This is a genomic window from Streptomyces sp. NPDC006339 (assembly GCF_040612775.1).
Classification (GTDB): Bacteria; Actinomycetota; Actinomycetes; order Streptomycetales; family Streptomycetaceae; genus Streptomyces.
In genome coordinates, this window is record NZ_JBEXQW010000031.1 from 25015 (window position 1) to 50955 (window position 25941).

The 25941-nt window shown below is 72.8% G+C and carries 22 protein-coding genes and 1 pseudogene; 14 read left to right on the top strand and 9 right to left on the bottom strand.

Features of this window, described 5'->3' with window-relative positions; genetic code table 11:
- Positions 1-85 precede the first annotated feature (85 nt).
- The gene (locus ABZ135_RS24440) at positions 86-1555 is read right to left on the bottom strand and encodes an amino acid permease (protein WP_356698372.1); all 1470 of its coding nucleotides are present in this window, start codon (positions 1553-1555) and stop codon (positions 86-88) included.
- A 199-nt stretch (positions 1556-1754) separates the two neighbouring features.
- Positions 1755-2456: an FCD domain-containing protein gene (locus ABZ135_RS24445; RefSeq protein ID WP_356698373.1), complete on the bottom strand. Its 702-nt coding sequence runs from the start codon at positions 2454-2456 to the stop codon at positions 1755-1757.
- Positions 2457-2651: 195 nt separating this feature from the next.
- Between ABZ135_RS24445 and ABZ135_RS24450 the strand changes: the two genes are divergently transcribed.
- On the top strand, positions 2652-3188 hold the full coding sequence (locus tag ABZ135_RS24450) for a gluconokinase (RefSeq protein ID WP_356698374.1): 537 nt from the start codon (positions 2652-2654) through the stop codon (positions 3186-3188).
- Between the two features lie 44 nt (positions 3189-3232).
- Entirely contained in the window at positions 3233-4630 is a 1398-nt protein-coding gene (locus ABZ135_RS24455) for a gluconate:H+ symporter (RefSeq protein ID WP_356698375.1), read from the top strand.
- Between the two features lie 43 nt (positions 4631-4673).
- Here the strand turns inward: ABZ135_RS24455 and ABZ135_RS24460 are convergent, their stop codons facing one another.
- From ABZ135_RS24460 to ABZ135_RS24470, 3 genes are all read right to left on the bottom strand, one after another.
- Positions 4674-8060, bottom strand: a complete 3387-nt coding sequence (locus ABZ135_RS24460) for a HEAT repeat domain-containing protein (protein ID WP_356698376.1) — start codon at positions 8058-8060, stop codon at positions 4674-4676.
- Entirely contained in the window at positions 8057-8476 is a 420-nt protein-coding gene (locus tag ABZ135_RS24465; RefSeq protein WP_356698377.1) for a hypothetical protein, read from the bottom strand. Before ABZ135_RS24465 ends, ABZ135_RS24460 begins: the two co-directional genes overlap by 4 nt.
- A 72-nt stretch (positions 8477-8548) precedes the next feature.
- The gene (locus ABZ135_RS24470) at positions 8549-10213 is read right to left on the bottom strand and encodes an FAD-binding dehydrogenase (protein WP_356698378.1); all 1665 of its coding nucleotides are present in this window, start codon (positions 10211-10213) and stop codon (positions 8549-8551) included.
- Positions 10214-10328: 115 nt separating this feature from the next.
- Here ABZ135_RS24470 and ABZ135_RS24475 point away from each other — a divergent pair, with 115 nt between their 5' ends.
- The 7 genes and pseudogenes from ABZ135_RS24475 to ABZ135_RS24505 all read left to right on the top strand — a co-directional run bounded on the left by ABZ135_RS24475 (position 10329) and on the right by ABZ135_RS24505 (position 14771).
- Positions 10329-10958: a TetR family transcriptional regulator gene (locus ABZ135_RS24475; protein WP_356698379.1), complete on the top strand. Its 630-nt coding sequence runs from the start codon at positions 10329-10331 to the stop codon at positions 10956-10958.
- 87 nt (positions 10959-11045) lie between these two features.
- Positions 11046-11810: a glucose 1-dehydrogenase gene (locus tag ABZ135_RS24480; RefSeq protein ID WP_356698380.1), complete on the top strand. Its 765-nt coding sequence runs from the start codon at positions 11046-11048 to the stop codon at positions 11808-11810.
- A 48-nt stretch (positions 11811-11858) separates the two neighbouring features.
- Positions 11859-12374 (top strand): NUDIX domain-containing protein, encoded by a 516-nt coding sequence (locus tag ABZ135_RS24485; protein ID WP_356698381.1) that lies wholly within the window; start codon positions 11859-11861, stop codon positions 12372-12374.
- A 108-nt stretch (positions 12375-12482) separates the two neighbouring features.
- Positions 12483-12878 carry a DUF202 domain-containing protein gene (locus ABZ135_RS24490; protein WP_356698382.1) on the top strand — a complete coding sequence of 132 codons (396 nt, stop codon included), beginning with the start codon at positions 12483-12485 and terminating at the stop codon, positions 12876-12878.
- Entirely contained in the window at positions 12875-13276 is a 402-nt protein-coding gene (locus tag ABZ135_RS24495; protein WP_356698383.1) for a DUF202 domain-containing protein, read from the top strand. The genes ABZ135_RS24490 and ABZ135_RS24495 overlap by 4 nt, the downstream gene beginning before the upstream one ends.
- A gap of 129 nt (positions 13277-13405) precedes the next feature.
- Positions 13406-13705 (top strand): hypothetical protein, encoded by a 300-nt coding sequence (locus ABZ135_RS24500; protein WP_356698384.1) that lies wholly within the window; start codon positions 13406-13408, stop codon positions 13703-13705.
- Positions 13706-13786: 81 nt separating this feature from the next.
- A pseudogene (locus ABZ135_RS24505) lies at positions 13787-14771 on the top strand (MBL fold metallo-hydrolase).
- A 98-nt stretch (positions 14772-14869) separates the two neighbouring features.
- On the opposite strand, the gene ABZ135_RS24510 reads toward ABZ135_RS24505, so the two are convergent.
- Positions 14870-16162 carry an enolase C-terminal domain-like protein gene (locus ABZ135_RS24510; RefSeq protein WP_356698385.1) on the bottom strand — a complete coding sequence of 431 codons (1293 nt, stop codon included), beginning with the start codon at positions 16160-16162 and terminating at the stop codon, positions 14870-14872.
- Positions 16163-16293: 131 nt separating this feature from the next.
- Here ABZ135_RS24510 and ABZ135_RS24515 point away from each other — a divergent pair, with 131 nt between their 5' ends.
- Together ABZ135_RS24515 and ABZ135_RS24520 are read left to right on the top strand one after the other, a co-directional pair.
- On the top strand, positions 16294-17367 hold the full coding sequence (locus ABZ135_RS24515) for a phosphotransferase family protein (protein ID WP_356698386.1): 1074 nt from the start codon (positions 16294-16296) through the stop codon (positions 17365-17367).
- 6 nt (positions 17368-17373) lie between these two features.
- Positions 17374-18588 (top strand): acyl-CoA dehydrogenase family protein, encoded by a 1215-nt coding sequence (locus tag ABZ135_RS24520; protein WP_356698387.1) that lies wholly within the window; start codon positions 17374-17376, stop codon positions 18586-18588.
- 60 nt (positions 18589-18648) lie between these two features.
- Here the strand turns inward: ABZ135_RS24520 and ABZ135_RS24525 are convergent, their stop codons facing one another.
- From ABZ135_RS24525 to ABZ135_RS24535, 3 genes are all read right to left on the bottom strand, one after another.
- A complete protein-coding gene (locus ABZ135_RS24525) occupies positions 18649-19242 on the bottom strand; it encodes a TetR/AcrR family transcriptional regulator (RefSeq protein ID WP_356698388.1) in 594 nt (197 codons plus the stop codon).
- 29 nt (positions 19243-19271) lie between these two features.
- Positions 19272-20897 carry an AMP-binding protein gene (locus ABZ135_RS24530; RefSeq protein ID WP_356698435.1) on the bottom strand — a complete coding sequence of 542 codons (1626 nt, stop codon included), beginning with the start codon at positions 20895-20897 and terminating at the stop codon, positions 19272-19274.
- Between the two features lie 116 nt (positions 20898-21013).
- A complete protein-coding gene (locus ABZ135_RS24535) occupies positions 21014-21778 on the bottom strand; it encodes an SDR family oxidoreductase (RefSeq protein ID WP_356698389.1) in 765 nt (254 codons plus the stop codon).
- Between the two features lie 150 nt (positions 21779-21928).
- Between ABZ135_RS24535 and ABZ135_RS24540 the strand changes: the two genes are divergently transcribed.
- The 3 genes from ABZ135_RS24540 (at position 21929) to ABZ135_RS24550 (ending at position 25935) form a co-directional block, all read left to right on the top strand.
- A complete protein-coding gene (locus tag ABZ135_RS24540) occupies positions 21929-23188 on the top strand; it encodes a DUF1343 domain-containing protein (RefSeq protein WP_356698390.1) in 1260 nt (419 codons plus the stop codon).
- A gap of 90 nt (positions 23189-23278) precedes the next feature.
- Entirely contained in the window at positions 23279-24637 is a 1359-nt protein-coding gene (locus ABZ135_RS24545; RefSeq protein ID WP_356698391.1) for an erythromycin esterase family protein, read from the top strand.
- 80 nt (positions 24638-24717) lie between these two features.
- Positions 24718-25935 (top strand): serine-threonine protein kinase, encoded by a 1218-nt coding sequence (locus ABZ135_RS24550; protein ID WP_356698392.1) that lies wholly within the window; start codon positions 24718-24720, stop codon positions 25933-25935.
- Positions 25936-25941 lie beyond the last annotated feature (6 nt).

A 25941-nucleotide genomic window follows, 5' to 3' on the forward strand; every position in this document is an offset into this window, starting at 1 on the left:
GACCCAACGCGAGACCCCCGCGGTTCGTGCCTGCGGGGGTCTCGCTCTTCCCGTGGGGGGAAGCGGTGGGGGTGGCCGGCCGGGGTCAGTCCTGGCGGGCGCTCTCGGTGGCGCGGACGCGGCCGCGGACCAGGAACCATCCGCCGACGAGGGCGGCGGCGATGAGCGGCAGGCAGTTGACGGTGGTGCGGCCCACTCCGCCGTCCAGCCACATGAGGACGACGACGGCGGCGAGGAAGACCAGCGTCACGATCTGGGTGTACGGGGCCCAGGGCAGGCGGTAGGCGGGCCGGGTGAGCTTGCCCTCCTGGGAGCGGCGCACGAAGAGCAGCGAGCAGACCATGATCATGGCCCAGGTGCCGATGATGCCGATGGAGGCGAAGTTCAGCACCAGCTCGAAGGCGTCCTCGGGCATCACGTAGTTGAGGAAGACGCCGGCGACGCCGAAGGCCGCGGTGAGCAGGATGCCGCCGTAGGGGACGCCGCCCTTGTTCATGACGCCGGTGAACTTGGGCGCGGAGCCGGCCAGCGACATGGAGCGCAGGATGCGGCCGGTGGAGTAGAGGCCGGAGTTGAGGCTGGAGAGGGCGGCAGTGAGGACGACGAGGTTCATCACGCCGGCGGCGCCGGGGACGCCGAGCTTGTCGAAGACGGTGACGAAGGGGCTCTGGTCGCCGGAGTACGCGGTGTACGGGAGGATCAGCGCGAGCAGGACGACGGAGCCGACGTAGAAGAGGCCGACGCGCCACATGATCGAGTTGATCGCCTTGGGCATGATCTTCTCGGGGTTCTCGGTCTCGCCGGCGGCGACGCCGCAGAGCTCGACGGAGGCGTAGGCGAAGACGACGCCCTGGATCAGCAGCAGCATCGGCATGACGCCGTTGGGGAAGATGCCGCCGTTGTCGGTGATGTTGGCGAAGCCGGGGGTGTGGCCGCCGACGTCGTGGGAGGTCACGACGAGGAAGATGCCGACGATCATGAAGGCGACGAGCGCGGCGACCTTGATGATCGCGAACCAGAACTCCATCTCGCCGAAGTACTTCACCGAGATGAGGTTGGCGGCGAGGACGACGGCGAGGGCGATCAGGGCGAGGATCCACTGCGGGACGTCGCTGAACATCGCCCAGAAGTGGGCGTAGGTGGCGGCGGCGGTGATGTCGGCGACGGCGGTGGTCGACCAGTTGAGGAAGTACAGCCAGCCGGCCGTGTAGGCGCCCTTCTCGCCCATGAACTCACGGGCGTAGGAGACGAAGGCGCCGGAGGAGGGGCGGTAGAGCACGAGCTCGCCCAGGGCCCGGACGACGAAGAAGGCGAAGACGCCGCAGACCGCGTACGCGATGAAGAGCGAGGGTCCGGCGTTGGCCATGCGGCCGCCGGCGCCCAGGAAGAGGCCGGTGCCGATGGCGCCGCCGATGGCGATCATGTTGATGTGCCGGGACTTGAGGTCCTTGCGGTATCCGGCGTCACCGGCGTCGACGTGGGCGGAAGCCTGCGACGCCGCGGGCGCCGCCTGCGTGGCGGACAGCGGGTCGGCCGCAGTGATGCGGTCACTCATGGAGTTGTTCGCCTTCGTGAGGGGGGAGGGTCTGTGCGGTACCCGGCCGTGCCCTTGTGGGGCTTCCCGGCACGGCCAGCGGACATCCTCACGGCAACACCCGGTCGCTGACTGTGGCGGATGTCACTGAACGACCGGATTTGAGCTAGTTCAGAGGTTACGCGCGGGTGTACGGCGTGCTACGGCGCGGTCGGCGCCCTCACGGGGCGAGGACGTCCAGCTCCTTGAGCGCGCCGACGGCGATCTCGCGGGTCAGCGCCTCGGCGCGGGCCGCGTCCTTCTCCCGTACGGCCTCGGCGACCTGGACGTGGAGGGTGACGGCGGCCGGGTCGGGGTCCTCGAACATCACCTGGTGGCGGGTGCGGCCGGCGAGGACCTCGGCGACCACGTCCCCGAGCCGGGCGAACATCTCGTTCCCGGAGGCGGCGAGGACGACCCGGTGGAAGGCGATGTCGTGCACCAGGTACTCCTCCAGGCGGCGGCCGCGGGAGGTGGCGACCATGCCGAGGGCCTCCTCGGTGAGCTCGCGGCACTGCTCGGGGGTCGCGTTCAGCGCGGCCAGGCCGGCGGCGACCGGTTCGATCGCGGAGCGCAGCACGGTGAGCGAGCGGAGCTGGCGGGGGCGGTCGGTGCCGGCCAGGCGCCAGCGGATGACCTGGGGGTCGTACACGTTCCAGCGCTCGGCCGGCAACACGATGACGCCGACCCGGCGCCGGGACTCGACGAGGTGCATGGACTCCAGGACGCGCACGACCTCGCGTACGACGGTCCGAGAGACCTCGAAGCGCTCGGCGAGCTCGTCGGTGCGCAGCACGCTGCCGGGCGGGTACTCCCCCGCGGTGATCGCGAGACCCAGGGTGGTCAGGACGTGCGGATGGAGCCCCTGGGCCGGTGTCGTCATGGTGGCCAGCCTATGCGTGATCACCCGGGTGATCACACGGGACGGCCGACAGGGAAGAAAAAGTACGACTTATTTGTCACAGGCTCTTGAATACGTCGTACCCAATAGGTTTCATGAGCGCGACGGATCGATGTCGAGGAGTGCGAACGACGTCGAGGACGTCGGAGATGTCGAAGAAGACAGCGAGGCACCCCCATGAGCACCACCCGCAGCCCCGGCACGGCGGACCGCCCCCAGGTCGTCGTCGTGATGGGCGTCGCCGGCACCGGCAAGACCACGATCGGCCCGCTCGTGGCCGAGGCGCTCGGCGTCCCCTACGCGGAGGGCGACGACTTCCACCCCCCGGCCAACGTGGCCAAGATGTCGGCCGGCGTCCCGCTCGACGACGCCGACCGGGCGCCCTGGCTCGACGCCATCGGACGGTGGGCGCACGGCCGGGCCGGACACGGCGGGGTGGTGAGCAGCTCCGCGCTGAAGCGGAGCTACCGGGACCGGCTGCGCGCGGCCGCGCCCGGCGTGGTCTTCCTCCATCTGACCGGCGACCGCGCACTCATCGAGCGGCGGATGACGGCCCGCCGGGGCCACTTCATGCCGACCGCGCTCCTCGACTCCCAGTTCGCCACCCTGCAGCCGCTGCAGGAGGACGAGGCCGGCGTCGCCGTCGACGTCTCCGGCACCCCCGAGGAGATCACCGCCCGGGCCGTCGCCGCGCTGCGCCGGCTCGCCGTCTGACCCGCACCCCCTGCCCCCGCCCCCTCACCTTCTAGGGACCCACCGTGACCAGTCTCAGCGTCGAGACCCTGGCAGCGGACGCCGCCGAACCGATCACCTCGGCGGGCAACGCCCAGCTCGGCATAGCCGTTCTCGCCGGTATCGCCGTCATCGTCCTGCTCATCACCCGGTTCAAGCTGCACGCGTTCCTGGCGCTGACCATCGGCTCGCTCGCGCTCGGCGCGTTCGCCGGTGCCCCGCTCGCGGACGCCATCAAGTCCTTCACCACCGGCCTCGGCAGCACCGTGGCGGGCGTGGGCGTCCTCATCGCCCTCGGCGCCATCCTCGGCAAGCTGCTCGCCGACTCGGGCGGCGCCGACCAGATCGTCGACACGATCCTCCGCAAGGCGAGCGGGCGAGCCATGCCGTGGGCGATGGTCCTCATCGCCTCCGTGATCGGTCTGCCGCTGTTCTTCGAGGTCGGCATCGTGCTGCTGATCCCGGTGGTGCTGATGGTCGCCAAGCGCGGCGACTACTCCCTGATGCGGATCGGCGTCCCGGCCCTCGCCGGCCTGTCGGTCATGCACGGCCTCATCCCGCCGCACCCCGGGCCGCTCGTCGCGATCGACGCGGTCGGCGCGAACCTCGGCGTCACGCTCGCCCTCGGCCTCCTCGTCTCGATCCCGACCGTGATCATCGCCGGTCCGCTCTTCTCCCGGTACGCCGCCCGCTGGGTGGACATCCCGGCCCCGGAGAAGATGATCCCCGTCCGGCCCTCCGAGGACCTGGAGAAGCGTCCCGGCTTCGGCGTGACCGTCGCGACCGTGCTGCTGCCGGTCGTCCTGATGCTGGTGAAGGCCCTCGTCGACATCGTCGTCGACGACCCGGAGCACGGGCTGCAGAAGGTCACCGACGTCATCGGCTCCCCGCTGATCGCGCTCCTCGCCGCCGTCCTCGTCGCCCTGTTCACGCTGGGCCGGGCGGCCGGGTTCACCAAGGAACGGCTGTCCTCCACGGTCGAGAAGTCGCTGGCCCCGATCGCGGGCGTGCTGCTCATCGTCGGCGCGGGCGGCGGCTTCAAGCAGACGCTGATCGACATCGGCGTCGGCCAGATGATCCTCGACTTCTCCGAGAACTGGTCCATCCCGGCCCTGCTGCTCGCCTGGCTGATCGCCGTCGCGATCCGCCTCGCGACCGGCTCGGCCACGGTCGCCACCATCTCGGCGGCGGGCCTGGTGGCCCCGCTCGCCGAGGGCATGTCGACGGGCGAGGTCTCGCTCCTCGTCCTCGCGATCGGGGCCGGTTCGCTCTTCTTCAGCCATGTGAACGACGCGGGGTTCTGGCTGGTGAAGGAGTACTTCGGGATGAGCGTCGGCCAGACGATCAAGACCTGGTCGGTGATGGAGACGATCATCTCGGTGGTGGGGATCGTGTGCGTGCTGTTGCTGTCGCTGGTGGTGTAGCGGGAGCGGTGCGGTACGGCCCGGAGGGCCGGCGGAACCGACGTCAGGTCGGATCCCGCCGGCCCTCCGGCGCGAGCACGGCGAGCAGGGAGGTGGCGCGGGCGGCGATCGGGTCCGATTCGTGCTCGGCGGCGTGGCGGAGTACGGGGATGAGGGCGGGGTCGTCGCGGCGGATGTCGGTCAGCAAGGTGAAGGCGTGGGCGCGGATCGTGTCGTCGGGGTCGTGGGCGTAGCGGTCCTCGGCGAGGGCGAGCAGCGCGGGTACGTCGTCGTGGAACTCGGCGAGTTGCTCGAACGCGGGCCGTCGCACCTTGCCGCTCGGGTCGGAGGCGGCGAGATCGAGCAGCACCGCGTATTCCGCGTCGGCGTCGACGAGGGCACCGCGCCCATCCGAGCGGCGCAGCTCAGAGATCATCCACATGCGCACTGGTTCGTCCGGCTCGGTGCGCAGACGCTCGGCGATCAGGCGACGTGCCAGGCCACGATCCAGCCGGAAGAGGGTGTGCCACGCGTCGAGCCGTGTCCAAGGACCGTCGGCGCCGCGTGTCCGCTCGACGAGAAGAGCACGGGCCGTCTGCTCCTCGAAGCGGCCGAAGGCGTACAGGGCAGCCCTTCGCACGTAACGATCCTCGTCATGGTCCATGAGGTGCGAGACCCGTGTGACCAGAGCCTCGTACCGCGATCCGCTCCGTGCCATGCGTCGCACCGCGGCCGCCCGGACGCCGGGATCGTCGTGTGCGGAGCGTGCGAGCAGCAGTTCATGCACTGCGGCCCTTTCGAGCGCTCGGGGCCCGAGTGCGCCGATCGCGTCCGGCAAGACCTCGGCGTCGACGTCGTTCCTCACCATGTTCTCGATCAACGCCTGGAACTCCTCGTCGGCGTCCAGGCCGTTGTCCCTCGCGGCGGAGAACGCGATGCGACGGATCTCACCATTCCCCTCGCTCAGCGCCACACGGCAGGCGGCCATGCTCCGGCTCCTGTCCGGATCGCTGATCAGCCCTCTGAGCGCTGCCCGTCTCACCTCCGCCGCCCGGTCCTGGAGCGCTCGTTCCAGCGCCGCACGCACCTCGGGGTCGGCCACCCTGTCCTTCTGGAGCAGTTCCACGGCAGCCGCGCGGACCCGCGCGTCCTCCTCACGGTCCATGCGCTCGAGGGCCAGCCGCCCGACCCAGTCGGGATCCGTCGTCGGTTCGAACGACAGGTATTCCAGCAGCGTCTGCCGTACGGCAGGGCTCGGGTCCTCGCGCACGCACCGCTCGACCAGTGGCCGTAGCGCGGGTTCCTCGCGGGTGCGGCGCAGCAGTCGCCACGCCATGCCGATCCTGACCTCGCGGCGGTCACTCGCCAGAGCGCTCTGCGCGACGTCCGCCCAGCTCGTGTCCGTACCTGCCGACGCCAGACACAGGTAGACGTCCGCGGCGAGCTGCCCAAGGGAGTTGGCCGCCAGACGCCGGCCGCCGAGCGGCTGTTGGTGGGGGCGATCCCCCTCGAACCATTCCAGGTAGTCGGCCCGGCCGCACCAGTCACCACCCAGGGCCCGCAACGCAGGCCCCAGATCATCCAGATGGCGGCTCGGGTAGTAGAAGCGCCGACCGAGTACCGCGGCCTGGTCGAAGAGCCTCGTGATCCTCCGCACCAGGCTCCTGCTCTGCGGCTCCAGAACGTTCAAGCGGCGCACCTCCCCCAGGCAGCGGGCCAGGAAGGTGACTTCGGCGAAGGCCCGGTCGTCATTCGCTGCGAGGCGGATGGAGACCGGTCGCGGGGCGAGCAGCCGGTCCATCACCCCCGCCACGAAGCGTTCGTCCAGCATCCCCACGAGCAGCAGCAGGATCTCCTGCCAGGCCGGGTCGTGGACCTTGGTCTCGAAGAGGTCCTGGAGGTCCTGCTCGGAGAGCTCGCGGGTGCGGTGGAAGCGGTGGGCGAGGTCGGTGGCCGTGAGGTATTCGAGGAAGGCGCGGTGGACGAAGCCGTAGATCTCGCCGCCGAAGCGGCTGAGGATGAAGTTCCGGTGGCGGAACTGGTCGAGCATGAGGCGGGCGGCGGTCGCCGCGCGGTCGGGCGGGAGGGCGTAGCGGTCCTTGAGGTAGTCCTCGAAGTACGTGATGAGGTCGGGGCCCGCGATGTGGTTGCCGGCGACGCCGCCCTGACCGGTCTGCATGCCACGGGCGATGAGGCGCAGGAGTTCGAGCTTGTCGTCCGCGCTCAGGTACGGCAGGTGTTCCTCGATCCTGCGGTCCTTGAGGTACTTGCTGGGGTCCCAGTGCTCGACCAGGACGTCCACGGCGTGCTGGTACACCCGGCGCCTGTCCCGGGGCAGTTCGCGGCGGCGGCCGATGATGGCGAGGATCGTGAGGATGAGCGGGTTGCCCGCGAGTTCCCGTACGGACCGGGAGCCGTCGACGGCGGAGGTGACCCGCTCGATCAGCCTGCGGGCGCCCTCGGGGTCCTCGGGGCAGGCGACGGCGAACCACTGGGCGACGAAGGCGCCGATCTGCTCGCGGTCGAGGTCCTGGAGCATGAAGTCGGCGAAGCCGGCGCCGTCGAGGACCGCGCGCTGGTAGCCGTGGCCGCGCGAGGTGACGAGGACGCGGGCCTCGGGGTGGCGGGCGGCGAAACCGGCGATGCGGCGGGTGACCGCGTCCCGGACGTCCGTCTCGAAGAGTTCGTCGAGTCCGTCGAAGATCACGAGGGGCTTGCGGGGCGCTTCACCCGCGAGCACGGCGGTCAGCAGCTCGGCCGGCAGGCCGAGGCCCTCCGTCTCGTACTGGTGGGCGAGGTAGTCCTCGAAGCTCCGCTCCCGCCAGGCGGCCTGCGCATAGCCCCGGAGCTCCAGGATGAGGGGCAGCCGGCCGTGCAGCCGCTCCAGGCCCGGCACGGGTTCCGGGGCGGTCAGGGCCAGCGCCAGGTAGCGGGACAGGGTGGACTTGCCCGCGCCGGGGTCGCCGAGGAGGACGACGTGGTCGTTGTCCGGAGCGCTCAGGACGTCGAGGACGGGCTGCGGCGGCCGCTGTCGGTACGCCTCACGGACCCGTTCGACCGTCTCCCGGTCGACGCCCGGCGGCAGTTCGTGGAACTCGGCCTCGGTGGGGTCCTCGAGCCGACGCAGCAGTTCCCGCGGCAGCTCGACGGGGGGCGGGTCGGCCCGTACGGACTGGGGGACGAAGACGTCGTGGAGCGGCACGACGGGGTGTTCGCCCTGTTCCCGGAGGGGTGTGAGGACCTCCAGGTCCAGGCGGCCGTAGCGCTGGCGCAGACGAGCGGTGTAGTGGGCGACGGCGGCGTCGAACTCAGGTGGGGGCGGCGGGGGTTCGATCCCCACGTACACGGGTCCCTCGATGTTGCTGAACATGTTGATGTCGCGGCCCGCCGTGGCGCCCTCGGCGGTCTGGGGGCCCGCGCCCCGACGCCACCGCTTGAACAGTCCCCTCATGGCGTCGGCGACTCCGGCTGGATCCTCACCGAGCCGTCGACGCCGTCGATCTGTGTCAGGTCGCCTCCGGTGCGGGCGCTCTGGGCCGACTGGGTGCCGCCGCCCTGACCGGGTGCGGGAACCGACGTAGAAGAAGGCGGAGTGCCGGAAGCGCCGCCGCCCGTGATGGTCACGTCACCCTTGACCCCGCGGATCTGGCGCAGCGCTCCCCCGGCGACGGCCCCGTCCGCCGACTGTGCGGGGCCGCGGCCGACCATGCCGGCCAGGGCCAGCGCGAAGCCGGCCACCGTGAAGAAGAGGCTGAGCACACTGCTCCACTTGTCGGCCGCGTCGAGGCCGCGCAGGGTGAGGAAGACCGCGAGCCCACCCAGGGCGAGGACGGTGCCAACGACCAGAAACCAAAGGCGTTTTGTCACCGGTCCATCGTGCCCGACGGGTATGACAGCGGGGAGCCCGCGTGCCTCGGCCCACCGCCTCAGCCCACCGCCTCAGCCCACCGCCTTCGCCGCCGCCCGGCCCGCCGCGCGGCCCGAGAAGAGGCAGCCGCCGAGGAAGGTGCCTTCGAGGGAGCGGTAGCCGTGGACGCCGCCGCCGCCGAAGCCGGCCGCCTCGCCCGCCGCGTACACACCCGGCAGGGGTTCGCCGGACGGATCGAGGACCCGGGAGGAGAGGTCGGTCTCCAGGCCGCCGAGGGACTTGCGGGTGAGGATGTTCAGGCGGACGGCGATCAGCGGGCCGGCCTTGGGGTCGAGGATGCGGTGCGGGGCGGCCGTGCGGATCAGTTTGTCGCCCAGGTAGCGGCGGGCGCCGCGGATCGCCATGACCTGGAGGTCCTTGGTGAAGGGGTTGGCGATCTCGCGGTCGCGGGCGGTGATCTCGCGGCGCAGCGCGGCCTCGTCGATCAGGTCCTCGCCGGTGATCCGGTTCATGCCCCGCACGAGGGCGGCGAGGTCCTGTTCGACGACGAAGTCGGCGCCCTTGTCCATGAACGCCTTGACCGGTCCGGGGACGTCGGCGCGGGCGCGTACGAAGACCTCGCGGACGGACTTGCCCGTGAGGTCGGGGTTCTGTTCGGAGCCGGAGAGTGCGAACTCCTTGCCGATGATCTTCTGGTCGAGCACGAACCACGTGTGGTCGTGGCCGGTCCGCATGATGTGTTCGAGGGTGCCGAGGGTGTCGAAGCCGGGGAAGAGCGGTACGGGCAGCCGCCTGCCGGTCGCGTCGAGCCAGAGGGAGGACGGGCCGGGCAGGATGCGGATGCCGTGGCGGGCCCAGATGGGGTTCCAGTTCTCGATGCCCTCGGTGTAGTGCCACATCCGGTCCCGGTTGATGTGATGGGCGCCCGCGTCCTCGGCGATGCCGAGCATCAGGCCGTCGACATGGGCGGGGACGCCGGAGAGCATGCGGGCGGGCGGGGTGCCGAGGCGCTCGGGCCACTGCTTGCGCACCAGGTCGTGGTTGCCGCCGATGCCGCCGGACGTGACGATCACGGCCTGGGCGCGGTAGGAGAAGGTGCCGGTGACCTCGCGGCCGCTGGCGGTGCCGCGCGGCACGTCGGAGGGGGCCAGGACCTCGCCGGTGACGGTGTCGACCGCGCCGGCGGTGCGCGCGAGGCCGGTCACCCGGTGGCGGAAGCGGAGGCGGACCAGGCCGCGGGCGACGCCCTCGCGCACCCGGCGCTCGAAGGGCGCGACGAGGCCGGGGCCGGTGCCCCAGGTGATGTGGAAGCGGGGGACGGAGTTGCCGTGCCCGTTGGCGTCGTAGCCGCCGCGCTCGGCCCAGCCGACGACCGGGAAGAAGCGGACGCCGAGGCCGTGCAGCCAGGCGCGCTTCTCGCCGGCCGCGAAGTCGACGTACGCCTCGGCCCACCGGCGCGGCCAGGCGTCCTCGGGCCGGTCGAAGCCGGCGGTGCCCAGCCAGTCCTGGAGGGCGAGGGCGTGGCTGTCGCGGATGCGCATCCGGCGCTGCTCGGGCGAGTCGACGAGGAAGAGGCCGCCGAAGGACCAGTGGGCCTGGCCGCCGATCGACTGCTCGGGCTCCTGGTCGAGCAGGATCACCGAGCGGCCGGCGTCGACCAGTTCGGCGGTGGCGACGAGACCGGCGAGGCCGGCCCCGATCACGATGGCATCGGCGTCGTACGACTCATGAGGCATGGACCGCATCTTGGATACACGGATGTATCGAGTCAACGGTCCTGCGGGGCGGAAAGGGCTTCGTGTTCGTTCCGTTTTCTAATGTCGGGCATTAATCAGGCGATACCATGAGCGCATGGCACGGACGTCGGGACCCGGGACCAGGGAGAAGCTGATCCGAGCGGCCGAGGAGGTCTTCGCCGCCCAGGGCGTGGACGGTGCCCAGTTGCGGGACGTCGTGGCCCTCGCCGGGCAGGGCAATCCCTCCGCCGTGCAGTACCACTTCGGCTCGCGGGCCGGGCTCCTGGACGCCGTGATGGCCGGCCGTCAGCTCCGCACCGAGCGGGTGCTCGCCCCGCTGCTCGACGCCGCCCCCGACGACATCCACGCCTTGGTCGGCGCCCTCGTCACGGCCGAGGCGAGCGAGCTGCGCACCGACCGGGGGCGGCGCTGCCTGCGCATCTCGGCTCAGCTCAGCCACGAGAGCGGGATCCGCGCCCGCACCCCGCACCCCGCGCTCGCCGGCACCCACTCCTGGCGGCTGATCGAGCGCCTCGAAGCCCGTCTGGCCGCCGACGGGCTGCCCGGCCCGCTGCGCCTGGAGCGGCTCGACCTGGCGCTGACCGTCGTGGGCGCGGCGCTGGCGGACCGGGCCCGGCAGTACCTCGACGGCGACGAACCCCTCACCGGCGAGCCGCTCTTCCTGGCCGACCTGATCGAGACCACCACCGCGCTCCTCCGGGCGGCGCCGCCGCGAAGCCTCTGACCTCCCCGAACGCCCCCGCCCCGCCCCCGTACCCGTACCCGCACGAATGCGGACGCGGACGCGGGCATGTCCCCGAAAGGACCCTCCATGAACGACCTCACCGGCAAGACCGTCCTGATCACCGGCGGCGCCCGCGGCCTCGGCGCCGAGGCCGCGCGCCAGGCCGTGGCCGCCGGCGCGAACGTCGTGATCACCGACGTCCTGGACGAGGAGGGCGCGGCGACCGCGGCGGAGCTCGGCGAGCGGGCCCGCTTCCGCCACCACGACGTGACCTCGGAGGAGGAGTGGGCGGCGGCCGTCGCGTACGCGGTCGGGGAGTTCGGCGGTCTGCACGGACTGGTGAACAACGCCGGCATCGCCACCGGCGCCTTCCTGGAGACCGAGTCCGTCGAGCACTTCCGCAAGGTCCTCGACGTCAACCTGACCGGGGTCTTCATCGGCATGAAGGCCGCGATACCCGCCCTGAAGGAGGCGGGCGGCGGCTCGATCGTCAACATCTCCTCCGCCGCCGGCCTCATGGGCCTGGCCCTGACGGCCGGCTACGGCGCCTCCAAGTGGGGTGTACGGGGGCTGACGAAGATCGGCGCGGTGGAGCTCGGCGCCGCCCGGATCCGCGTCAACTCCGTCCACCCGGGCATGACGTACACCCCCATGACCGCCTCCGTCGGCATCGAGAAGGGCGAGGGCAAGTACCCCAACACCCCGATGGGCCGGGTCGGCGAGGCGCACGAGATCGCGGGCGCGGTCGTCTTCCTGCTGTCGGACGCCGCCTCCTACGTGACCGGGGCGGAGCTGGCGGTGGACGGCGGATGGACCACCGGTCCGACGGTGAAGTACGTCATGGGGCAGTGAGCGCCCCCGGGCGGGCCCGGCGGCGCGGGGACCTGCTTGGATGGCGGCATGAGCGCCGCTGACGAACTGATCGACGTCGTCGACGAGGACGACCGGGTGACCGGACGGCTCCCGCGCGGTGAGGTGTACGCGCGGGGGCTGATCCACCGGTGCGTCTTCGTCCGGGTGCGGGACGCGGAGGGAAGGGTCTTCGTCCACCGCAGGACCCCCACGAAGCTGGTGTACCCCTCCCTGTACGACATGTTCGTCGGCGGGGTCGTCGGCGCGGGCGAGTCCTACGACGAGGCCGCGCTGCGCGAGGCCGAGGAGGAGCTGGGCGTGTCCGGGCTGCCCCGGCCGGTGCCGCTCTTCAGGTTCCTGTACGACTCCGGGGGCGTCGCCGGCAAGTGGTGGTCGGCCGTGTACGAGGTGCGGTGCGAGCTGCCGGTGAACCCGCAGGTGGAGGAGGTGGCCTGGCACGCCTTCCTGCCGGAGGAGGAGCTGGCGGCCCGGCTCGCCGACTGGGAGTGGGTGCCGGACGGCCTCGCCGCGTACGAGCGGCTGCGCGCGGGCCGGGCCGGCTGAGCGACAGGGCGGACCGGGCCGGGCCGGCTGAGCGACGGGGCGGGACCAGCTCCGGGGCGGCCGGAACGGCTCGCGGGCGCGCGCTCACCCGGCGGATAGGGTTCACGCGTGAGCGACTTCGTACAGAGCCTGCGGCTGTGGTTCGCGCCGCGGCGTCTCCGGGAGGAGGGCGAGACCCCCGACTACCGGTTCTCCCTGGCCAACGAGCGGACCTTCCTCGCCTGGATCCGGACCGCGCTCGCGCTGATCGGCGGCGGTTTCGCCGTGGACCAGTTCCTGCCGGACCTGCGCTGGGGCGTCCGGGTCGGGTTCGCGCTCGCGCTGCTCGCGGCCGGTGTGCTGTGCGCGCTGCGGGCGGTGAACCACTGGGTGCGCTGCGAGCGGGCCATGCGACGCGGGGAGGACCTGCCCGTCTCGCGTTTCCCGACCGTGCTGAGCCTCGCGGTGGCGGTGGTCGCGCTCGCGATGGTGGTGGTGGTCGTCTTCGGCTGGACCGGCCGGTGAGCGGAGCCGGGACGGGGGCCGGGGCCGCGGGCGGGACCGGAGCCAGGGCCGGGGGCGCAGCCGGGACCCGGACCGGGGCCGGGGGCGGGGCGGCGGACCGGGATCCGGGGCTCCAGCCCGAGCGGACCCGGCTCGCCTGGCGGCGGACGACGCTGTCGTGCACGGTGGTGGCGGTCCTGGCCGGCAAGCAGGCCATCCACGACGGGGTGTCGGCCACCGGGCTGGTGGCGGCCGGACTGTCGGCCCTGGTCTTCATCGGGTTCCTGGTGGTCGCGCACCGCCGTATCCAGTCACTGGGCGCGGCGGCCCGGCCCCTGCCGCTGTCGCACCGGGGCGCGCTGCTCGCGGCGGTGTGCACGGTGGCGTTCGCGGGCTTCGCGGTCGCGGTCGTGCTCTGACCCCCACCGGCCTGCCTGACTCCCCTCTCCCTCCCCGCCGCCTCGGCTCCCGCTTCCCACCGCCCTGAAGAAGCGGGCATTCCGGACTAGCCTGGAAGGGTCACCCTCCCCTCCCCCGAGGCGGATGTCATGACCGTTCTCCACCACGAGCACCCCACCCCCCACGCGCACTCCCACGGGCCGTCGTGCGGGCACACCGCCGTCCCGCACCGGGACCACGTCGACTACGCGCACGACGGACACCTGCACCGCGAGCACGCCGGGCACTGGGACGAGTGCGAGCCCAGCTCGCACGTCGCGCACACCCACCCCGACCACACGCACGGGCCGGACTGCGGGCATGCCGCCGTCCCGCACGGCGACCACCTCGACTACGTCCACGACGGACACCGGCACGCGGCGCACGACAACCACTGGGACGACCACTGACGGGACGGCGAACTTCCCCCGGACCTGGCCCGACTGGCACTCTTCCCCTGTCACGTCGGCTGCTCATCCGGGGGATCGCCTGTGCCCGCCACCGATCCGTATGTGGTCGCGCTCGCGCCGAACGTCCACGCCTTCGTCCAGCCGGACGGCGGCTGGTGCCTGAACAACGCCGGATTCGTCGGCGAGCGCGGAGCGGGCGGCGACAGCGGCAACCGCAACCGCAACGGCACCGGCACCGGCACCGGCACCGGCAGCAGCAGCAGCGAAACCCTGCTCGTCGACACCGCCGCCACCGAACGCCGGGGCCCTGCTGCTGCGCGAGGCCGTGCTCGACGCCGGGCTCGCGCCGCCCCGCACGATCGTCTCCACGCACCACCACGGCGACCACACCTACGGCAACGGGGTGTTCGGGCCGGAGGCCCGAATCGTCGGGCACGAGAACTGCCGGTCCGAGCAGGTGGCCGCCGGGCACCAGCTCCATCTGCTGTGGCCGCGGACCGACTTCGGCCGGGTCGAGATCGTGCCGCCGCACCTCACCTACCGGGACCGGCTGACCCTGTACGTGGGTGACGTGGAGGTACGGGTGATCCACCCCGGGCCCGCGCACACCACGGGCGACTCGATCGTCCATCTCCCCGCGCAGGGCGTGGTGTTCACCGGCGATCTGGTCTTCCACGGAGGCACGCCGTTCCTGCCGATGGGCTCGCTGGCCGGGTCGCTGCGCGCGCTCGACCTGCTGCGGTCCCTCGACGCGCCCGTCGTGGTGCCCGGCCACGGCCCGGTCACCGACCCCTCCGCGTACGACGCGACCGAGCGCTATCTGCGCTGGGTGCGGGAACTGGCGGCCGAGGGCCACGCCAAGGGCGCGACGCCCCTGGAGACCGCGCGCCGGGCCGACCTGGGCGAGTTCGCCGCGTGGCGGGAGAGCGAGCGCCTGGTCGCCAACCTCCACCGGGCGTACGCGGAGCTGGACGGCCTGCCGGAGGGTCATCCACTGGATCCGGCGGCGGTCTTCGGGGACATGGCCGCGATGAACGACGGGGTCCCGGTGGCCTGCCACGCGTAGCCCCCACCAGGCGTCATCCCCAGCACCCACGCCCGGCACCCCGCGCCCCATCCCACCCCATCCCATCCCGTCACCACCGCCCCGTCACCACCACCCCGTCACCACCGGCCCGGTGTCCACGCCGGGTCGGCCTCCCGCATCGCCGCCGCGTCGTCGCGGTCGCGCATCCGGCCGTCGTCCTCGGCCCATCGGCGGTGGAGGTCGGCGAGCCGGTCGCGGTCGAGCGTGACGCCGAGGCCGGGCGCGTCGGAGACGGCGAGGCGCCCGGCGCGGAACTCCGGGGCGGTGGTGACGACGTCCTCGGACTGCCACGGGTAGTGGGTGTCGCAGGCGTGGTCGAGCCTGGGCAGGGTCGCGGCGACCTGCGTCATGGCGGCGAGGCTGATGCCCAGGTGCGTGTTGGAGTGCATGGAGAGCCCGATGCCGTACGTGCGGCAGAGCGCGGCGAGTTCACGGGTGCGGTGCAGTCCGCCCCAGTAGTGGTGGTCGCAGAGCACGATCCGTACGGCGCCCCGCGCGAAGGCGTCCGGCACCTCCTCGAAGGTGGTCACGCACATGTTGGTGGCGAGCGGCACCTCCGTACCGGCGGCGACCCGCGCCATCGCCTCCGTACCGGTGGCCGGATCCTCCAGGTACTCGAGGACGTCGCCGAGTTCGCGGGCGACGGCGAGGGAGGTCTCGACGGACCAGGCGCCGTTGGGGTCGAGGCGCAGCGGGCGGCCCGGGAACTCCTTCGCGAGGGCGCGGATCGCGGCGATCTCCCGCTCGGGCTCGAAGACGCCGCCCTTGAGCTTGAACGAGCCGAAGCCGTGGGCGCGGTCGAAGCGGCGGGCCTGCTCGACGATGCCGGCCGGGTCGAGCGCCTCGCCCCAGGGGTCGGCGGGGTCGGGTGCGGCGCCGGGGCGGGCGCCCCACTTGTAGAAGAGGTACGCGCTGTACTCGACCTCCTCGCGGACCTTGCCGCCGAGCAGGGCGTGGACGGGCAGGCCGAGGGTCCTGCCGAGGGCGTCCAGGCAGGCGGTCTCGACGGCGGAGACGACGGAGAGGCGCAGCTTGTCGGCGGTCTGGGCGCCGCGCAGGCCGCCCGCGTCCACCCGGTCGTCCACTCCACCGGCCGCGCCCGGATCGCAGACCTCGGCGGCGAGGGCGAACAGACCGTTCACGTCCGTGACCGATCGGCCGGGCAGGGCCTCGGCCAGCGGGCGGGCCAGGTCGAGGTACCTCGTGTCGCCGTAGGTCTCGCCGAGGCCGGTCACGCCGCCCGTCGTGACCACTTCCACGACGAGCCGGGGCGTGAAGGGCTGGTGCACGCCCTGGGTGTTGAGGAGAGGCGGGTCCTTGATGAGGACGGGGGTCAGCCGGACGTCGTCGATGCGCAACGCTGAATCCATATGTGAACCCTATTCATCCTCTGAGACCGGACACCAGGGGCGCGCAGCGACTTTCCCCGGCCCCTCTGGACGACATACCGACTGGTCGGTCATCATGGGGCGACGTCGACCGACCCCGGAGGTACGCCTTCATGAGTTCCGCCCCGCCGCCCGGTCCGCAGCCGGGTGCGCAGCCCGGTCCGCAGCCCGGTTCGCCGCCTCCGGGTCTCGACCCCGAGCGGCTCCGCCGCTTCCTCGACCGCGAGCGGCCCGGCCTCGTGTCCGGCCCGCTCGACGCCCGGCTGATCGAGGGCGGCCGCTCGAACCTGACGTACGTCGTGACCGACGGGACCGGCCGCTGGGTCGTGCGCCGCCCTCCGCTCGGCCATGTCCTCGCCACCGCGCACGACATGAGGCGCGAGCACCGGGTGATCAGCGCCCTGGACGCCACCGCCGTGCCGGTGCCCGGGACGGTCGTGCTGTGCGAGGACGAGTCGGTGCTCGGCGCGCCCTTCTACGTCATGGAGTTCGTCGAGGGCACCCCGTACCGCTCCGCCGCCGAACTGGCCCCGCTGGGCGCCGCGCGCACCCGCCGAGCGGTCCTCGGCCTGGTCGACACCCTCGTCGACCTGCACGCCGTCGACCCGGCCGGCGTCGGCCTCGGGGACTTCGGTCGGCCCGAGGGCTTCCTCGACCGGCAGTTGCGCCGCTGGGGCAAGCAGCTCGCCGCGTCCCGGGGCCGTGAACTGCCCGGCATCGAGGAGCTGCACGCGGCCCTCGGCCGCAGCCTGCCCGTCTCCCCCGCCCCGGCCGTCGTCCACGGCGACTACCGCCTCGACAACGTCCTCATCGGCGCGGACGACCGGATCCGGGCCGTCCTCGACTGGGAGATGTCCACCCTCGGCGACCCGCTCACCGACCTCGGTCTGCTGATCATGTACAGCACACCGCTCGACCTGCCGGACTCGCCGGTCTCCACCACCGCGTCGGCCGCCGGTCACCCCTCCGCCGCCGAGCTGATCGAGCGCTACGCCACCCGCTCCGGCCGCGACACCGGCGCCCTGTCCTGGTACACGGCGTTCGCCTGGTTCAAGCTCGCCGTGATCCTGGAGGGCATCCACTACCGCTACACCCTCGGCCAGACCGTCGGCGCCGGCTTCGACCGCATCGGCGCGCTCGTCCCCGTCTTCATCGAGCACGGCCTCACCACCCTCCAGGAAGGCTGACCCGCCATGGACTTCGCGTTCGACGCCCGTACCGAGGAACTGCGGGCGAGACTCCTCGCCTTCATGGACGAGCACGTGTACCCGGCCGAGGCCGTCGCCCACGAGCAGCGGGCCCGGCTCGCCTCGCCGTGGGACACCCCGGCGGTCGTCGAGGACCTCAAGGCCGAGGCACGCCGCCAGGGTCTGTGGAACCTCTTCCTGCCGGACGAGGAGTACGGGGCCGGGCTCACCAACCTCCAGTACGCGCCGCTCGCCGAGATCACCGGCCGCAGCCCCCACCTCGCCCCCACCGCCCTCAACTGCGCGGCCCCCGACACCGGGAACATGGAGGTGCTCGCCCAGTTCGGCGACGAGCGGCAGAAGAAGCAGTGGCTGGAGCCGCTGCTCGCGGGCGAGATCCGCTCGGCCTTCGCCATGACCGAGCCCGAGGTGGCCTCCTCCGACGCCACCAACATCGAGACCCGGATCCGGCGGGACGGCGACACGTACGTCGTCGACGGGCGCAAGTGGTACATCTCCGGGGCCATGAACCCCGACTGCAAGGTCTTCATCGTCATGGGCAAGACCGACCCCGACGGCGCCGACATCCGGCGCCAGCAGTCGATGATCCTCGTGCCCCGCGACACCCCCGGCGTCGAGGTGCGGCGCGCGATGCAGGTGTACGGCTACGAGGACCACTCCCACGGCGGCCACGCCGAGGTGGTCTTCGACGGCGTCCGCGTCCCCGCCACGCACCTGATCGGCGAGGAGGGCGGCGGCTTCGCCATCGCGCAGGCCCGCCTCGGCCCCGGCCGCATCCACCACTGCATGCGGCTGATCGGCATGGCCGAGCGGGCCGTGGAGCTGATGTGCCGGCGCGCGGTGTCCCGTACCGCCTTCGGCAAGGCCCTCGCCCAGCAGGGCGTCGTACAGAACTGGATCGCGGACGCCCGGGTCACCATCGAACAGCTTCGGCTGCTCGTCCTGAAGACGGCCTGGCTGATGGACACCGTCGGCAACCGGGGCGCGCACACCGAGATCCAGGCGATCAAGATCGCCACCCCCCGGGCCGTCGTCGACATCATCGACAAGGCCGTCCAGGTGCACGGCGCCGGCGGGGTCTCCCAGGACTTCCCGCTCGCCGAGCTGTGGGCCGCGGCGCGCACCCTGAAGCTGGCGGACGGACCCGACGAGGTCCACCAGCGGTCGCTGGCCCGCCGGGAGCTGAAGAAGTACCTGTAGGGACGCGGGAGGGCCCGGGGCGTCGTCCCGCCCCGGGCCCTTCGCCCGTCCGGACCTCCGTTACGGGCGCAGGGCCCGCAGCAGCAGGTCGGCCAGGTGGTCGGCGACCTGCTGCGGGGTGAGCGGGCCGTCCGGGCGGTACCAGGTCGACAGGTGGTGGACCGAGCCGAAGTGGTAGTCGACGACCAGGTCGGCGGGGGTCGCGGCGGAGAACACGCCGGACTCCTGGCCCTCCTCGATCAGGGCGCGGAACCGCTCGTGGTAGCGCCGCCGCTCGGCCCGTACCTGCTTGTTCTTCTCCGGGCTCAGGTGGTGCATGGAGCGGAAGAAGATCGCCGCGTCGTCGAGGTTCTCGATGGTGGTGACGACGACGTCGGCGGCGGCGTCCCGCAGCCGCTCGGCGACCGGCGCGTCGGCGTCGGCGAAGGCGTCGAGCCGCTCCTGCTGGAGCCGCAGGACGCGGGAGTAGACCTCTTGGAGGAGGTCCTCCTTGGAGCCGAAGTAGTGGTAGAGGGCGCCCTTGGTGACGCCCGCCGCCTCGACGATCTCCTGCACGGAGGTCCGGTCGTACCCCTGCTCGGCGAAGAGCCGGGTGGCGGCGGCGAGGAGCCTCTGGGGGACGGGTGCGCCGTTCCCGTCCGTCGTCCTGGCCATGCTGCGCCGCCTTTCGTTCATGCTGCCGCTCACTTCCGGGACCGCAGGTCCCGCCTGAGGATCTTCCCACTAGTCGTCTTGGGAAGCTCCGGCAGGATCTCGACCTCGCGCGGGTACTTGTAGGCGGCGAGCCGCCGCTCGCAGTGGGCGGAGAGCTCGGCGGGCTCCGCCGAGGCGCCCGGGCGGAGGCTGACGTACGCCTTGACGGTCTCGCCGCGGTAGGCGTCGGGGACGCCGACGACGGCGGCCTCGCGGACGGCAGGGTGGGTGTGGAGGACGTCCTCGACCTCGCGCGGCCAGACCTTGAACCCGGAGGCGTTGATCATGTCCTTCTTGCGGTCGACGACGTAGAGCCAGCCGTCCTCGTCCATGAAGCCGATGTCGCCGGTGCGCAGTTCCCCGTCGGGGAAGGTGGCGGCGGTGGCCTCGGGCAGCCCCCAGTAGCCGGGGACGACCTGGGGGCCGCGGACGGCGATCTCGCCGTGCTCGCCGAAGGGGACCTCGGCGCCGTTCTCGTCGAGGATCCGGACCACGGTGTCGGGGCCGGGGACGCCGACGGACAGCGTGCCGGAGACGGGGTCGACGGGTGCCTCGTGCTGCGGCGGGACGGAGGCGCAGGGGGCGGTGCACTCGGTGAGGCCGTAGCCGTTGCGGAGGTACGGGCCGAAGCGGGCGCGGAAGCGCTCGACCAGGGCGGGCGGGAGCGGGGCGCCGCCCGAGGAGACGACCAGGAAGGAGGAGAAGTGGTCGGGGGTGGCGGCCGGGTGGGCGGCGAGCGCCATGAAGGCGGTGGAGGGGCCGACGGTGTAGGCGGGCCGGTGTTCGAGGAAGGCGTCGAGGACGACGCCGGGCTCGAAGCGGTAGGCGAGGGCGAGGGTGCCGCCGCTCGCGAAGCAGGCGCCGAGTTCGCAGACGAGGCCGGTGATGTGGAAGAGCGGGGCGAGGACGAAGTACACGGCACCGGGCGGCACGGGGTGGCCGGTGCGCTGGCGTTCGGCGTTGTGGACGATGCCCCGGTGGAGGTTGAGGGCGCCCTTGGGGGTGCCGCTGGTGCCGGAGGTGTAGCTGATCAGGGCGAGGTCGTCGGAGTGGAGGTCGCGGTCCTCGGGTGCGGGGTGTCCGGCGCGGGCGACGGCGAGGAGGTCGTCGGTCTCGGTGGGGACGGGGTCGAAGGCGAGGACGCGGGGGTCGTCGCGGGTCTGGAGCCCGCGCTCGTCGGCGGTGAGGACGACGCGTACGCCGGCCTCGGCGGCGGTCTCGCGGAGGTAGCCGTCCCAGGCCCGGTCGGAGCACACGAGCGCGGTGGCCGCGGAGTCCCGCAGCGCGTGGCCGGCCTCGGCGGACTTGTACATGGGGTTCAGCGGGACGACGACGGCGCCGGCCTTCCACGCGCCGAGCAGGGCGAGCACGAAGTGGGGACTGTTCTGCAGCATGATCGCGACCCGGTCGCCGCGCTCGACGCCCCGGGCGGCGAGGTGCCCGGCGACGGAGTCGGAGAGCGCGTCGGCCTCGCGGTAGCTGACGCGGCCGTCGAAGTAAACGAGCGCGGGGTGGTCGGGGGCGCGGCCGACGGCGGCCCGGAAGGCGTGCAGCACGGTGGGCGGCGGGCTGACGGGAGCACGCTGGGCCTCATTGAGCTGCCCGAGCCAGGGCATGGCGGCGTAGAGGGACCCGGCGGGGCCGTCGCTCGCGCCCGTCCCGACGGGGCCGGCACCGGCCGCCGTGGCCCCGGTCGCGCTGCCGTCCGCGGTGGGTGCGGGGTGTTCGTCGCTCATGCGCCCGTCCCTTCCCACTTCTGCTGGATGTGGTTCATGGTGCCGAGCCATCGCTCGGGGTCGGTGGCGCGGGTGCGGTAGTAGCCGGCGACCTCGGGGTGGGGGAGGACCAGGAAGCGGTCGGCGTCGATGGCGTCGAAGAGGGCGTCGGCGACGTCCTCGGGCTCGATGGCGGTGGGGGCGAGGACGAGTTCGCCGGCCGATCCGGCGGCGGTCAGCATGTCCGTACGTACGCCCTGCGGGCAGATCGCGTGGACCTGGAGACCGCGGTGGCGGTAGGTGAGCGAGAGCCATTCGGCGAAGGCGTACGCGCCGTGCTTGGACACGCTGTACGGGGCGGCGCCGACCATCGTGAGCAGGCCGGCGGCGGAGACGGTGGACACGAAGCGTCCGGTACCGCGCTCCAGCCAGTCGGGCAGCAGGGCGCGGGCCGCCCGCACGTGGGCCATCACGTTGACGTCCCAGGCGGCGGCCCAGACCTCCTCGTCGGCGAAGGCGTCGCCGGGCGAGGCGAGTCCGGCGTTGGCGCACCAGACGTCCACGGCGCCGCCGAGGGCGTCGCGGGCCTCCTCGACGACGGCGGAGGCGTCACCGGGGACGGCCAGGCCGTCGATCTCGTCGGCGATCGCCCGGGTGCGGGCGGGGTCGAGGTCGTTGACGACGACCCGCGCCCCTTCCGCCGCGAACCGGCGGGCGAGCGCGGCGCCGATGCCGCCTCCCGCTCCCGTGACGACCACTGCAGCGCCCTGCACCGTACTCATCGGCCCACCTCTCCGTCGCGGTTACGCGGGCAGACTAACCGGTCGGTATGCAGTCGGGGAAGAGTCCGGCGGTACGCCTCGTTCCGTGCGGGCCCCCCGGGCGCTAGCGTGCGTGGCCATGTCAGGGAAGGCGAGCAAGGAGGTTTCCCCATGAGCCTGTCCAGACGGGGCCTGCTGGCCGCGGGCGGAGCGCTGGCGGCCGGCACGGCCACCGCCACGGGCGCCGCACCGGCGGCGGCCGACGCCCCGGCCGGCCGGGGCCGCCGGGTGCGCACCGGCTTCGAGCGGCTGGCCGCCGACGGGTACGCGGTGCTCGCCGGACAGCGGGTCGGCGTGGTCACCAACCCGACCGGCGTCACCGCCGAGGCCCGGCACATCGTCGACGTCATGCACGCCGACGAACGGGTCGACCTGATCGCCGTCTTCGGCCCCGAGCACGGCTTCCGCGGCACCGCCCAGGCCGGCGGCTCCGAGGGCCGCTACGACGACCCGGCGACCGGACTGCCCGTCTACGACACGTATCTGAAGAGCGGCAAGGCCCTCGCGGACGTCTTCACGGCCTCGGGCGTCGACACGATCGTCTTCGACATCCAGGACGTGGGCGCCCGCTTCTACACGTACATCTGGACGCTCTACGACTGCATGGCGGCGGCCGCGGCGGCCGGCAAGCGCTTCGTCGTCCTCGACCGGCCGAACCCGGTGACCGGGCGGGCCGCGCTCGGGCCGGTCCTGGACAAGGCGTACGCGACCTTCGTGGGCCGCGAGCCGATCGCGCAGGCGCACGGGATGACCGTGGCGGAGCTGGCCCAACTGTTCAACGGGGAGTTCCTGGCGGCGCCGGTGCCGCTGGAGACGGTGCCGATGACCCACTGGCGGCGCGCCGACCTCTTCGACGCGACCGGGCTGCCGTGGGTGCCGCCCAGCCCGAACATGCCGACGCCCGACACCGCGCTCGTCTACTCCGGCACCTGTCTCTTCGAGGGCACCAACCTCTCCGAGGGCCGCGGCACCACCCGCCCCTTCGAACTGCTCGGCGCGGAGGGGATCGACGGCCGGTGGGCGGAGGCGGCGAACGCGCTCGGCCTGCCGGGCGTCCGGTTCCGCGAGGCGTACTTCGCGCCGACCTTCTCCAAGTTCCAGGGGAAGACGGTCGGCGGGGTCCAACTGATGGTGCACGACCGCGCCGCCTTCGACCCCGTACGGACCGGGATCGCGCTCCTCGTCACCGCGCGCCGCACCTGGAGCGGCTTCGCGTGGCGGGCGGACCACTGGATCGACAGGCTGACAGGTTCGAGCCGGGTGCGGACGCTGATCGACGCGGGCGCGTCGGCGGACGACGTCGTCGGCGCCTGGGAGGAGGACCTGGCGGCGTTCCGCTCGGTGCGCAAGGGATACCTGATGTACCACTAGGCACGGCCTCGGCGGGTGGGGTTGTCCCCCGTGCCGGTCGGGGGGCGCGCGGGCTGTCCTCGCCCGCCCTCCGGCAAGGAGGCTGACGTCATGAGCACTTTCACACGGCGCCGCCGGCGCCCCCTCACCGCCCTGCTCACCACCCTCTGCGTGGCCCTCCTCGCGCCCGCCGCCGTCGCGCAGGAGCGGCCGGGCACCGGTCCCGCCCCCGACCCGGCCCGGGAACTCGCCGCCACCGCCCGCCCGTTGACCGACGACCGCGCCCTGGACCGCGTCGTCGGCTCGGCGAAGGTGGTGGGCATCGGCGAGGCCACGCACAGCTCGGCCGAGTTCTTCGAGACCAAGCACCGGATCTTCGAACGGCTCGTGGAGGAGCGGGGGTTCACCACCTTCGCCCTGGAGGCCAACTGGAGCACCGGGCTCCTGATCGACGACTACGTGCGCTTCGGCAAGGGCGACATCCGGAAGATCATGCGGGACGAGTTCCGACACGCGTACGCCTTCTGGAACACCGAGGAGTACCTCGACCTGTTCACCTGGATGCGGCGGCACAACCAGCGCCACCCCGGCCACCCGGTGCGGTTCATGGGCAACGACCTCGGCTACGCCGGCCCCCGGGTCTTCGACGAGGTCCTCGGCCATGTCGCGCGGACCCGCCCCGGGCTCCTCCCCCGCTTCCGGGAGCTGTACCGCTCCTCGCGCCCTGCCGACGGCGTCGCCGTCGACACCTGGATGAACGCCTACCTGACCAGGCCGCTCGCCGAACGGCGGGCGATGGCGGCGGACGCGCATCGCGCCCTCACCCTCCTGGAGCGGCAGAAGCCGGCCGGCCAGGACCGGAAGGCGCGCGAGGCGCACGCCTGGGCGGTCCAGCACGCGCGGGCGATCGCCCAGGTCGGCGCGGAGTACGCCCACGACCTGAACACACCGGACGGCGTCGCCGCGGCCATGCTCTACCGCGACCAGGTGATGGCCGAGAACACCGTGTGGTGGCAGCGGCACACCGGCGACCGGATGGTCCTGTCGGCGCACAACGGGCACATCGGCTACGAGACCACCATGCCCGACCACTACCCGCGGCTCCAGGGCGCCTTCCTGCGCGACGCGCTCGGCCGGGACTACGTGAGCATCGGCACCACCTTCGGCAGGGGCTCCTTCAACGCGCGCGACACCGGGACCGCCGGCGAACCGGTCCGGGTGTTCACCGTGGGGCCGCTGGGGCCGGACAGCAACGAGCACGTCCTGGACCGGGTGGCGCGGCGCCCCTTCCTGCTCGACCTGCGCACGGCGACGCCGGAGGCGCGGGAGTGGCTGTCCGCCGCCCGGCCGAGCCGGGCGATCGGCACCGCGTATCCCTGGCTGGGTGATCTGGCGCCCGTGCGGCTCGCGACCTCGTACGACGCGCTCGTGCACTTCCCGGAGATCTCGGCGGCGCGGCTGCGCCCCTGACGACTGGCCGTCCCTCCGCGGGGGAAGAATCCCGGGGCCGCCGCCGTGCGGCGGCGCACCTCGACGCGGAGGGACGGGCCATGACGGTGACGAGTGTCGATCCGTACCGCGAGATCGTCTTCGACAAGGACGGCGACGGCCCGGCCGGACAGGCGGGCGCGCTCGCCTCTCTGGCCCGGCGCGGCCGCACGGACCTGGTGCTCTTCTCGCACGGCTGGAACAACACGCCGTCGGTCGCCTCCGGGCTCTTCTCCCGCTTCTTCGCGCCCTTCCCCCGCGTGGCCGCGCCGGGAGCGCGGCTCGGGTACGCGGGGCTCGTCTGGCCCTCGATGATGTTCTCCGACGAGCCGGTCCCGGACTACGGCGTGCTCGCCGCGACCGTGCCCGGCCGGATGGCGGTGGTCGCGCGGATCGCGGAGCTGCTCGCGGAGGAACCGGCCGAGGAGGCGGCGTTCGCCGAGTTCGCGGCGCTGCTGCGGGAACTGGCGGGCGTCGCGCCCGAGGCGCCGGCCGAGGGGCCCGCCGCCGCCACCGCGCCCGCGTTCCTCGTCGGCGATCCGCTGACGGTGTACGCGATGTTCGCCGACGCGGCGGAGGGCGGCGCGGGCGTGCCGGAGGGTGGGCCGGGGGTGGAGTCGCTGTTCGGGCGGGACCGGGTGAAGCGGCTGTGGAAGGGCGCGAAGGAGGCGCTGCGGCAGGCCACGTACTACACGATGAAGCGCCGGGCCGGTGTGGTCGGCGAGCGCGGCCTCGGACCGCTGCTCGGCGAACTCGCCCGTACGGCCCCGGGGTTACGGGTCCATCTCGTCGGACACAGCTTCGGCGCCCGGCTCGTCGCGCACGCCCTGCGCGGCCTGCCCGCGGGCGCCCGCACCGTGAAGTCCGTGACGCTCCTCCAAGGCGCCTTCTCGCATTACGCCTTCGCGGCGCGGCTGCCGCACGAGCCCGGCCGCGGCGGCGCCCTGCGGGACCTCCAGAAGCGGATCGACGGGCCGTTGGTGGCCTGTCACTCGCACCGCGACACGGCGCTGCGGGTCTTCTATCCGCTGGCGTCGCGGCTCGCCCGGGACGACGAGTCGCTTCTGGGCCGGGACGACCCGCGCTGGGGGGCGATCGGCTATGACGGGGTTCAGGCCGTACCGGGGACGGCCGCCGTGACGCTGGGCGCGGCACTGCGCGAGGGGTTGCCCGCGTCCGGGTGCGTGAGCGTGGACGCGGCCCCCGTGGTGTCCGAGCACAGCGACATCTGCCATGAGGAGCTGGCCGGGCTGGTGGCGCGGGCGGGCCGGTTCGGCTGAGGCGGG

Bases quoted from the DNA above. Each gene is read 5' to 3' on its own strand.
- ABZ135_RS24525 (WP_356698388.1), bottom strand. From the start codon at position 19,242: ATGGCCAGGACGACGGACGGGAACGGCGCACCCGTCCCCCAGAGGCTC.
- ABZ135_RS24440 (WP_356698372.1), bottom strand. From the start codon at position 1,555: ATGAGTGACCGCATCACTGCGGCCGACCCGCTGTCCGCCACGCAGGCG.
- ABZ135_RS24450 (WP_356698374.1), top strand. From the start codon at position 2,652: ATGAGCACCACCCGCAGCCCCGGCACGGCGGACCGCCCCCAGGTCGTC.
- ABZ135_RS24500 (WP_356698384.1), top strand. From the start codon at position 13,406: ATGACCGTTCTCCACCACGAGCACCCCACCCCCCACGCGCACTCCCAC.
- ABZ135_RS24510 (WP_356698385.1), bottom strand. From the start codon at position 16,162: ATGGATTCAGCGTTGCGCATCGACGACGTCCGGCTGACCCCCGTCCTC.
- ABZ135_RS24530 (WP_356698435.1), bottom strand. From the start codon at position 20,897: ATGCCCTGGCTCGGGCAGCTCAATGAGGCCCAGCGTGCTCCCGTCAGC.
- ABZ135_RS24515 (WP_356698386.1), top strand. From the start codon at position 16,294: ATGAGTTCCGCCCCGCCGCCCGGTCCGCAGCCGGGTGCGCAGCCCGGT.
- ABZ135_RS24540 (WP_356698390.1), top strand. From the start codon at position 21,929: ATGAGCCTGTCCAGACGGGGCCTGCTGGCCGCGGGCGGAGCGCTGGCG.
- ABZ135_RS24460 (WP_356698376.1), bottom strand. From the start codon at position 8,060: ATGAGGGGACTGTTCAAGCGGTGGCGTCGGGGCGCGGGCCCCCAGACC.
- ABZ135_RS24475 (WP_356698379.1), top strand. From the start codon at position 10,329: ATGGCACGGACGTCGGGACCCGGGACCAGGGAGAAGCTGATCCGAGCG.
- ABZ135_RS24480 (WP_356698380.1), top strand. From the start codon at position 11,046: ATGAACGACCTCACCGGCAAGACCGTCCTGATCACCGGCGGCGCCCGC.
- ABZ135_RS24470 (WP_356698378.1), bottom strand. From the start codon at position 10,213: ATGCCTCATGAGTCGTACGACGCCGATGCCATCGTGATCGGGGCCGGC.
- ABZ135_RS24550 (WP_356698392.1), top strand. From the start codon at position 24,718: ATGACGGTGACGAGTGTCGATCCGTACCGCGAGATCGTCTTCGACAAG.
- ABZ135_RS24535 (WP_356698389.1), bottom strand. From the start codon at position 21,778: ATGAGTACGGTGCAGGGCGCTGCAGTGGTCGTCACGGGAGCGGGAGGC.
- ABZ135_RS24485 (WP_356698381.1), top strand. From the start codon at position 11,859: ATGAGCGCCGCTGACGAACTGATCGACGTCGTCGACGAGGACGACCGG.
- ABZ135_RS24445 (WP_356698373.1), bottom strand. From the start codon at position 2,456: ATGACGACACCGGCCCAGGGGCTCCATCCGCACGTCCTGACCACCCTG.
- ABZ135_RS24545 (WP_356698391.1), top strand. From the start codon at position 23,279: ATGAGCACTTTCACACGGCGCCGCCGGCGCCCCCTCACCGCCCTGCTC.
- ABZ135_RS24520 (WP_356698387.1), top strand. From the start codon at position 17,374: ATGGACTTCGCGTTCGACGCCCGTACCGAGGAACTGCGGGCGAGACTC.